This window comes from Colwellia sp. BRX8-5 (genome assembly GCF_014077325.1).
Lineage (GTDB): Bacteria > Pseudomonadota > Gammaproteobacteria > Enterobacterales > Alteromonadaceae > Colwellia_A.
The window spans coordinates 1-964 of the sequence record NZ_JACGVR010000074.1 but is presented as its reverse complement, the minus strand read 5'-3'; the positions used below and the strand labels follow the sequence as shown (position 1 = coordinate 964).

Sequence of the window (964 nt, the reverse complement as noted above, 5' to 3'; positions counted from 1 at the left end):
TTTGGAGCATACGCCCGTGGCGTATGGAACTTGTTGCTATCTGAAAATATGCGTCGATATCGGTACGATAAAACATTTCTTTTTTACAATGAAATGGCATCGCTGATAAAAGATTTAAAAATGTTCGATGAATTCTCATGGCTCAAAGATTTTGACTCTGCGGCTTCACAACAAGTGGCTCGTGACCTTGAAACAGCACTAAAGAATTCATTCAATAAAGGCAGGGTTCAAAAGTTTCCGACTTTCAAGGTCAGCTTTAAGCAGAAGAAACTTCACGATGATAGCTACCGCTCGGTCAATACGAATGAAAATATAAGACTGGAAAATAACGGCATCACTATTCCAAAAATTGGTACGGTTAAAATTGCACTTCATCGTAAACTTAAAAGTAAAATCAAGTCAGCAACCTTCAAGATGAGGCACGGGAAGTGGTACGTTTCACTGACTCAAAAAGTCGAGTGCAAGAGTAAAAAGCAAGTGCTATCAACACTTGTGGGCTATGACATCAACAGCCAATATACGGTTGTCGGCTCAAATGGTCTGTACGTTGAAAACCCGAAAGTTTTTAAGAAGTCATCAACGAAATTAAAACAAATTCAAGTCCAGTTGAGCCGTCGTAAGAAAGGTTCGAATCGCTGGCACAAAACAAAATCACGTTTAAACAAAATTCACGGGAAAATCTCTAGCCAACGCCTAGCGTTCGCTCACGAAGTATCATGCTCGATAGCCAAGAGTAGCGATATTATCGTGTTTGAGGATTTAAACGTGAAAGGAATGCAGCAATTTAATGGCCAGATGGTGAATGATAATGTGATGGGAATGATCACTGAATTAACCAGGTATAAGGCTGAATTAAATGGCGTAGTTTACCATGAAATTGGTCGGTTTGTGAAATCTTCCGGCATTTGCTATGGATGTAAGTATGAGCATAAATTCGATTTGAGTGTGCGAGAATTTTCCTGTG

Annotated in this window: 1 protein-coding gene; it reads left to right on the top strand. The window is 39.5% G+C overall.

Annotation, left to right across the window (positions count from 1 at the left end; translation table 11 throughout):
• Positions 1-964: RNA-guided endonuclease TnpB family protein (locus tag H4J62_RS19920; RefSeq protein WP_182231378.1), on the top strand; the 964-nt coding region annotated here is incomplete at both ends.